At 73.2% G+C, this 7,732-nt stretch carries 7 protein-coding genes; 1 reads left to right on the top strand and 6 read right to left on the bottom strand.

Going from position 1 to position 7,732, the window contains the following annotated elements:
- The 6 genes from AC13HU_RS26520 to AC13HU_RS26495 all read right to left on the bottom strand — a co-directional run.
- Positions 1-1,193, bottom strand: a 1,193-nt coding sequence (locus AC13HU_RS26520) for a histidine kinase dimerization/phospho-acceptor domain-containing protein (protein ID WP_483044477.1), incomplete at its 3' end; no start/stop codon positions are given.
- A 119-nt stretch (positions 1,194-1,312) separates the two neighbouring features.
- Entirely contained in the window at positions 1,313-2,053 is a 741-nt protein-coding gene (locus tag AC13HU_RS26515; RefSeq protein WP_483044476.1) for a response regulator transcription factor, read from the bottom strand.
- A 67-nt stretch (positions 2,054-2,120) separates the two neighbouring features.
- A complete protein-coding gene (locus AC13HU_RS26510) occupies positions 2,121-3,011 on the bottom strand; it encodes a hypothetical protein (RefSeq protein ID WP_483044475.1) in 891 nt (296 codons plus the stop codon).
- 50 nt (positions 3,012-3,061) lie between these two features.
- Entirely contained in the window at positions 3,062-4,279 is a 1,218-nt protein-coding gene (locus tag AC13HU_RS26505) for an ABC transporter permease (protein WP_483044474.1), read from the bottom strand.
- Positions 4,276-5,214, bottom strand: a complete 939-nt coding sequence (locus tag AC13HU_RS26500; RefSeq protein ID WP_483044473.1) for an ABC transporter ATP-binding protein — start codon at positions 5,212-5,214, stop codon at positions 4,276-4,278. The genes AC13HU_RS26505 and AC13HU_RS26500 overlap by 4 nt, the downstream gene beginning before the upstream one ends.
- Positions 5,211-6,677, bottom strand: coding sequence for an efflux RND transporter periplasmic adaptor subunit (locus tag AC13HU_RS26495; protein ID WP_483044472.1), 1,467 nt, complete (start codon positions 6,675-6,677; stop codon positions 5,211-5,213). Before AC13HU_RS26495 ends, AC13HU_RS26500 begins: the two co-directional genes overlap by 4 nt.
- 429 nt (positions 6,678-7,106) lie before the next feature.
- On the opposite strand from AC13HU_RS26495, the gene AC13HU_RS26490 reads away from it, so the two are divergent.
- On the top strand, positions 7,107-7,732 hold a 626-nt coding region (locus AC13HU_RS26490; RefSeq protein WP_483044471.1), incomplete at its 3' end, for a hypothetical protein.

Raw genomic sequence — 7,732 nt, 5'->3', positions numbered from 1 at the left:
GTGGTGTCGTGCAGGGCGTCCACCGCGAGGGTGCGCAGGTCCATCGGCGCGAGCTGGACCGGCCGTTGCTCGTCCATCCGCACCAGGGTGAGCAGGTCCTCCACCAGGCCGCCGAGGCGTACGGCCTCGCTCTCGATCCGGGCCATCGTCCGCTTCACGTCGGCCTCGTCGGCGAGCGCGCCCATCCGGTACAGCTCGGCGAAGCCGCGGATGCCGGCCAGCGGGGTGCGCAGTTCGTGGCTGGCGTCGGCGACGAACCGCCGCATCTGCTGCTCGGACTCGGCGCGGACGGCGAACGCGGACTCTATCTGCGCGAGCATGCCGTTGAGCGCGGACGACAGCCGCCCGACCTCGGTGCCCGGTGACGCCTCCGGCATGCGGTGCGACAGCGGGCGGCCCGCGGCGATCTCCGCCGCGGTCGCCTCGATCCGCCGCAGCGGCCGCAGTCCCGCGCGTACGGCGAACCAGCCCGCGATGCCGAGCAGCGCCACCACGACCCCGCCGATCAGCAGGAACGAGGTGCTGAGCCGGCTGGTGGTGGAGGAGACGTCGTCCAGGGAGGAGGCCACCACGACCCCGGCGGGCAGTTGGGCGGCGGATGAGCCGGCGCGGTCGAGGTCCGGGTCGGTGCCGACCGGCACGATCAGCACCCGCCAGCTCCCGCCGCCGTGGTCGCTGCGGACGTCGAAGGGGTGGTCGAAGCGGGAGCGGAGCCGGCTCGCGTCCATCGTTGGCCACAGCGGCTGCGGGTCGTTCGCGGCGACCGGCAGCCGGAACTGCTCGGCCACGTGGCCGTCGGCGGCGGCGAAGGCGACGACGAACTGGCTGGGCAGCCAGGGGCGGGCGCCGCCGGGGCCGTTCGTGGTGTTCACGGCGGCCGAGCCCGAACCGTTGCGGCCGCTGCCGCTGCCGCTGTTCGTGCCCATCGAGCCGCCGTGGCCGGTCCCGGGGGCCAGGTAGCGCGGCGGCGGAACGCCGTCCGTGCCGAGCCGTCGCGCGAGCGGCCGGCCGTACCGCTGGAGTTGCTGGTCCACCCGCTGCACCAACTGCCCGCGTACCGAGCCGAGTACCACGGTGTCGCTGACCGCCAGGCCCAGCAGCACCAGCACCAGTGCGAGCAGCACCAGCCGGGAGCGCAGCGACACTGCCGACCACTGGAAGCCGGTCGGCCACCGCCGAAGCCGCCGCAGCACCGCGCCGTGTCCCGGGCGCTCGGGGTGTCCCGGGCGTCCCGGGCGTTCAGGGCGCGGGGGGCGTATGCCGGGCGGGCCCTGCGGTCGTGGCGGCGGGAACCCCATGGCCGCGCCGCCGTTCAGCCCTGGCCCGGCGCGGGGCGGCGCAGCACGTAGCCGACCCCCCGCACCGTGTGGATCAGCTTCGGGCCGCCGCCCGCCACCGCGTCCACCTTGCGCCGCACATACGAGATGTACGACTCGACGATGCTCAGGTCACCGCCGAAGTCGTACGCCCACACGTGGTCGAGGATCTGCAGCTTGGACACCACCCGGTCGGCGTTGGCCATCAGGTAGGCGAGCAGCTTGAACTCGGTGGGGGACAGGGAGATCGGGCGGCCGGCCCGCAGCACCTGGTGGCCGACCGGGTCGAGTTCGAGGTCGCCCGCGACCAGCCGCCCGTCGTCGGTGGGGCCGCCGGTGCGGCGCAGGATCGCCCTGATCCGGGCGATCAGCTCCTCCAGGCTGAACGGCTTGGTGACGTAGTCGTCGCCGCCCGCGGTGAGGCCGCTGATCTTGTCGTCGACGCCGTCCTTCGCGGTGAGGAAGAGCACCGGCAGCCGGTCGGGCCCGCCGCCGGCCCGCGGGTGCGGCCCGCTCTCCTCGCGCAGCCGCTTGACGACGGCGAAGCCGTTCATGTCCGGCAGCATCACGTCGAGGACCACCAGGTCGGGCCGTTCGCGGGCGACGGCGGCGAGCGCGTCGGCGCCGGTGGCGGCGGAGACCACCTTGAAGCCGACGAACCGCAGGGACGCGGAGAGCAGTTCCCTGATGTTCGGTTCGTCGTCCACGACCAGCAGGCTGGCCTCGGGCGTCTCCATGGGCACTCCTCCCGGCCTGGCGGGTTCGCGACCGCACCGTACGTGCCGATGCTGTGAGCCGAGTGTGTCAGTTGCCGGTGCCGCCGCTGGTGCCGGTGCCGGTGCCGCCCGCGGTCTGCGCGCCGCCGAAGCCGCCGAACCCGCCGGGGCGGAACCCGCCGAGGCCGCCCGCGGCGCCGCCCTCGGTGACGGTGGTCGCGGTCACGTCGCCGTTGGCGCCCTTGGTGCCGAGGATGGTCACGCTCTGGCCCGCCTTGAGGTCGGAGACCTTCCCGGCCTTGGTCTCGGTGACCTTGGTGGAGCCGCCGGTGGTGACCTTGACGATGTTGCCCTCGGCGTCGGTGACGTAGAGGGTCTTGCCGTCCACGAGCTTGACCGTGCCGACCGTCACGCCGTCCGCGGCGGTGCCGCCGCCCGCGGTCGTGCCGGTGCCCGCGGTGCCGCCGAAGCGGCCGCCCGCGCCGCCGGTCCGGCCGGCGGTGCCGGTGCCGCCGGTCAGGCCGCTCGGGAATCCGGACCGCCCGGCCGTGGTGCTGCCGTTCAGATGGTGCTTCTCGACGAGGGCGCCGCCGGAGAACGCGGCCGCGGCCACCACGCACGCGGACAGCACGAGGGTCAGCCACGGCAGCTTGCGGCGCGGCGGTGCGGCCAACTCGGCGGAGATGTCACGGGCGTCCGGCGGCTCGGCGAGGATGTCCTCGGGGTGGTCGCCGGGGCGCTCGGCGTCGTATCCGCCCTCGGGGTACGGGCCTTCGGGGTACGCGCCGTCCGGATACGGGGCCGCGCTGCGGGGGTCGGGCACGGTGGCGCCCGTACCGCTCGGGCCGCTCGGACCACCCGGCGCGCCGGGGCCGGCCGGAGCCTGCGAACTCCCGGTCTGCCGCGGCCCTTCCATGATCTCGATCCCGCCTGCGGCCTCGGCGTCTGCCTTGACAAGCTCGGTGCGGCGTCGCGCCATCTCGGCCCCTCTTCCTGATCCCGTGTTCGGCTTGTGTCTCTTGGTGAACATCACTCGTGCCGCAGCGCCTCGATGGGCCGCAGGCCCGCCGCCCGGTTGGCCGGGTAGCTGCCGAAGAAGAGCCCGATGGCCACCGCGATGGCGAAGGCGCCCCACACCGACTCGGGGATCACCGCGGGTTTGATGCCGACGATGGTGAACCGCGAACCGATCAGCCCGCCGACCACCCCGAGCCCGCCGCCGATCAGCGACAGCAGCGTGGACTCGGCGAGGAACTGCCCGAGGATGACGCCCTTGGGCGCGCCGATCGCCTTGCGGATACCGATCTCCCGGGTCCGCTCGGTGACCGTGACCAGCATGATGTTGGTGATGCCGATCCCGCCGACCAGCAGCGAGATGGCCGCGACCGCGCCGAGCAGCACCGTGAAGGTCTTGTTGGTGTCGGACTGGGTGCTCAGCAGCGACGCCTGGTTGTTCACCCGGAAGTCGAGCGCGTTCGGGTTGCTGATGCCGTGCGTGCCCATCAGGATCGTGGTGATCTCGTTCTGCGCGGGCGTGGTCGCGCCGGCGGACTTCGCCTCGACCAGGATCTGGCTGACCGGCCCGAAACCGGTGAAGGCGTTCTGCACGGTCGGCAGCGGCGCGATCACCGTGTCGTCCGGGTCCTGGAAGCCGGTGCCGCCCTTGGTGGCCAACTCCCCGACGACCGTGAACGGGGTGCCGCCGATCACCAGCTTCTTGCCGATCGGTGAGACGGTGCCGAACAGGTCGGTCGCGGTGGTGGAGCCGATCACGGCGACCTTGCGGGAGTTGAGCACGTCGTCGGCGCTGAAGTAGTCGCCCTTGGCGACCTTGCTGTTGGAGGTCTTGAAGTAGGCCGGGTACGTGCCCACGACCTGCCCGACGGTGTGCGAGGTGCCGTCGTGGACCGCGGACTGCGAGGTGGTGACCTCGGGCGCGACGGACTCGATGTCGGGCGCGTCGGCGGGGTTGGCGAGCGCGCGGGCGTCGTCCACGGTGAGCGGTTTGGTGCTGGTCGCGGCCGAGGAGCCCGACGCGCTGAAGCCGCCGCCGGAGGAGACGGTGAGCGAGTTGGTGCCCAGCTTCTCGATGGAGTCCTTGACCGACTGCGAGGAGCCGTTGCCGACCGCGAGCAGGATGATGACGGCGGCCACACCGATCAGCACGCCGAGCATGGTCAGCGCGGAGCGCACCTTGTTCGCGGCGAGCCCGCCGACGGCGAACCGCAGGATCTCGAACGGGTTCACCGGGCCGCACCCCCGCTCATGGCGTGCGGGGCGTGGGACGCGAACCGGGCCGGGTCGCGCAGCGCGGGCGGCGGCCCGTCCACCGCGGCCTGCCGTACGTCTTCCACGACCTGCCCGTCCACCAGCCGGATCACCCGCTTGGCGTGCCGGGCCACTTCGTCCTCGTGGGTGATCAGCACGACGGTGCGGCCGGACGCGTTGAGCCGGTCGATGATGGCGAGCACATCCTCGGTGCTGTGGCTGTCCAGGTTGCCGGTCGGCTCGTCGGCGAGCAGCATCGCCGGCGCCGTGACCAGGGCGCGGGCCAGCGCCACGCGCTGCTGCTGGCCGCCGGACAACTCGTTGGGCCGGTGGTCGACGCGGTCGGCGAGGCCGACCAGGGAGAGCGCGGCCAGTGCCCGGCGGCGCCGCTCGGCGGACTTCACCCCGGCGTAGGCGAGCGGGAGTTCGACCTGCGCGAGGGCCGGGGTGCGCGGCACCAGGTTGAACGACTGGAAGACGAAGCCGATCTTGCGATTGCGGACCAGGGAGAGCTGGTGCTCGTCCAGGCCGCCGACGTCGATGCCGTCCAGCAGGTAGCGGCCGACGGTCGGCACGTCGAGGCAGCCGAGGATGTTCATCAGGGTGGACTTGCCGGAGCCGGAGCTGCCCATCACCGCGACCATGTCGCCCTGTTCGACCAGCAGGTCCACACCGGGGGAGTGGCCGGTGTCCGGGTCGACGGGGCCGCCGAGCGCGCGGACGGTGGCGTCGCCGTGGCCGTACGTCTTGAGCAGGGAGCGCACCTCGATGACCGGGGCCGGGCCCCACGGGCCGTCGCCGGCCGCCTCGTCGGGGTCGGCGACCGCGCCGTCGTCCCTGCCGCCGAACAGCCGGTGCAGCCCGGACGCCGCTCCGGCCAGGCCGCCGAGCCGCTTGCCCAGGGCCTGCCTCATCCGCGGCCACCCCCGCCGCCGAAGCCGCCGGACCGGAAGCCGCCGGCGCCGCCCGCGGCACCGATCCGGTTGGCGCCGCCGCCGAGGCCGCCGGGGAACGAACCGCTCGGGAAGCCGCCGTTGCCGGCGGAGGCGACCTGCGGGATCTGCACCTGCTGGCCCTCCTTCAGGCCGCTGGTGATCTGGTCGGCCGAGTCGCCCTCGATGCCCACGGTCACCGGGGTGCGGGTGGTGGAGCCGTCGGAGCCGACCACCAGGACCGTACGGTTGGCGCCGGTGCCGGAGACCGCGGCGGTAGGCACGCTCAGCGCGTTCGCCGCCTGGCCGGTGGTCACCTGGATGCTGGCGCTCAGGCCGGTGCGCAGGTTCGAGGTGTCGCTGGTGATGCTCAACGTGGCGGCGTACTGCACCGCGCTGCCGCTGGAGCCCGACCCGCCGGAACCCGAACCGCTGCTGACCGGCAGCGAACTGATCGACAGCACCTTCGCGTCGAGTACGGTGCCGGACTCGGCGTTCAGCGTGACGGTCGCGGACTGACCGGCCTTGATCTTCAGCGAGTCGGCCTCGGAGAAGTCCGCCTTCACCTGCATGCCCGAGGGGTTGGTGAGGACCACGAACCCGGTCGGGGCGGAACCGGACGAGCCGGAGGTGGAGCCCGAGGAGGAACTGCCGCTGGAGCCCGACCCCGACGAGCCGGAGCCGGAGCCGGTACCGGAGCCGGTACCGCTGCCCGAGCTGCCGCTGACCGTGTCGCCCTTCGCGCCGTCCACCGAGGCCACGGTGCCGCTCACGGCGGCCTTCAGCACGCAGCCGTCCACCGCGCGCTGTGCGGCGTCCACGGCGTTCTGCGCCTGAGTCAACTGAGCCTGGGCCGAGGCGAGTTGGGCCGGGTCCACGGTCGGCGTCGGGGTCGGGGTCGGGGTCTGGGTGGCGACCGCGTCACGGCCGCTGCCCGAACTTCCGGAGCTGCCAACGGAGTTACCGCCGGAGTTGCCGTTTGAACTCCCGCCGGAGCCGGAGCCGGAGTTGGAGTTGGAGCCGGTGTCGGATCCGGACGAGGCGGGGGTCTCGCCGGCCTCGACCTTCGTCAGGTTCGCCTCGGCCGCGGTCAGCGACGCCTCGTCCTGCTGGAGCGTCTCGTTCGCCGCGGTCGGGTCGACCTTCGCCAGTACCTGGCCCTTCTTCACCTTGTCGCCCGGCTTGACGTCGACCTCGGTGAGGGTGCCGCCGGTGGTGAAGTTCAGCCCCGCGTCACTCGGGGAGGAGAGCGTGCCCGAGCCGGAGACGGTGGCCGACACCGTGGCCGTGGTCACGGTCGCGGTCCGTGCGCCGCCCGAGGTCGCGGACTTCCCGCTGCCGTCGTCGTGCACCGCCGCGTAGGCGCCGCCGGCGCCCGCGAGGACCACCACGCCGAGCACCGAGTTGATCAGGACGGCCCTGCGCCGCCGTGGGAGCACCTTCATGGCGCGCATCTTGGACGCCGACGCCATTGAAGCCCTGGGAGAACCCTGGGAGTTCGCTGGGAACCCGGGCCCCCGCGCCCCCGCCGCGGGGCCTCCGGAAACGGACTTCCCTTCGCCTACCGGGTGAAAAGGCGGCCCCGGGCGGGCCGCGGCGGCCGTCCACTCCCCGGGAACTCACAGCTCGATCCCCGACAGTCCCCACGTGAATACGGTTCAGTTCGACCGTCGCTCGCGTGTCCCCGTGTCCCGTGCGTGCGCGCGGGCGGCCCAAGTACGGCTTTGGCGATCAACGGCTTTGACGGTCAACGGCTTTGACGGTCAACGGCTGTCCGAGCTGTTGACGGCCATACGGCAACGTGCCGCGATGCCTTGCCACCGGACACGGGTCCGGCGGTGCGGAATCCGGCCTTCCCCGAGGAGACCACGGACATGAACTGGACCACCAGCCGGCCGCCCGAGGCGCGCATCGCGGTGCGGGCCGGGGCGTTCGTCGCCGTACTCGCCTCGGGTGCGCTCGCGCTCACCGCGTGCTCCTCCAGCGGTTCCTCCTCCTCGGACGCGAAGTCCTCCGCGTCCGCCTCGGCGTCGGTGGCCGCCTCGGGCGGCGGGGGCGGGCAGGACATGGAGGCGTATCGGCAGTGCCTGTCGCAGCACGGTGTCAACCTGCCTACCTTCAAACGCCCTTCGGGTGGCGCACGGCCGAGCGGCCGCCCCAGCGGTGACCCGAGCGGACGTCCCAGCGGTGGGTACCGTGGCGGCTTCGGCGGCGGTTTCGGCGGGATCGGCGGGGCCTCGCCCGACGCGGCGACCCAGAAGGCGCTCAAGGCGTGCGCCTCCAAGATGCCGAAGTTCCCCGGTGGCGGCGGTGCCAACGGCGGCGCCGACGCCAGCGCGATCCAGGCGTTCACCAGTTGTCTCAAGGACCACGGTGTCAACCTCCCCACCCCCTCGCCCGACGCGAGCGCCTCCGCAGGCGGCGGCCGTGGCGGCTACGGCGGCTTCGGCGCCATCCGCAATCTCAACACCGCCGACCCGAAAACCGCCAAGGCGTACGC

It is taken from the genome of Streptomyces sp. NH27, assembly GCF_056859195.1.
This window is presented reverse-complemented; position numbering and strand designations above follow the sequence as displayed.

What these genes read in the sequence shown, in the direction of transcription:
- AC13HU_RS26515 (WP_483044476.1), bottom strand. Translation starts at nt 2,053, where the DNA reads ATGGAGACGCCCGAGGCCAGCCTGCTGGTCGTGGACGACGAACCGAAC.
- AC13HU_RS26510 (WP_483044475.1), bottom strand. Translation starts at nt 3,011, where the DNA reads ATGGCGCGACGCCGCACCGAGCTTGTCAAGGCAGACGCCGAGGCCGCA.
- AC13HU_RS26500 (WP_483044473.1), bottom strand. Translation starts at nt 5,214, where the DNA reads ATGAGGCAGGCCCTGGGCAAGCGGCTCGGCGGCCTGGCCGGAGCGGCG.
- AC13HU_RS26495 (WP_483044472.1), bottom strand. Translation starts at nt 6,677, where the DNA reads ATGAAGGTGCTCCCACGGCGGCGCAGGGCCGTCCTGATCAACTCGGTG.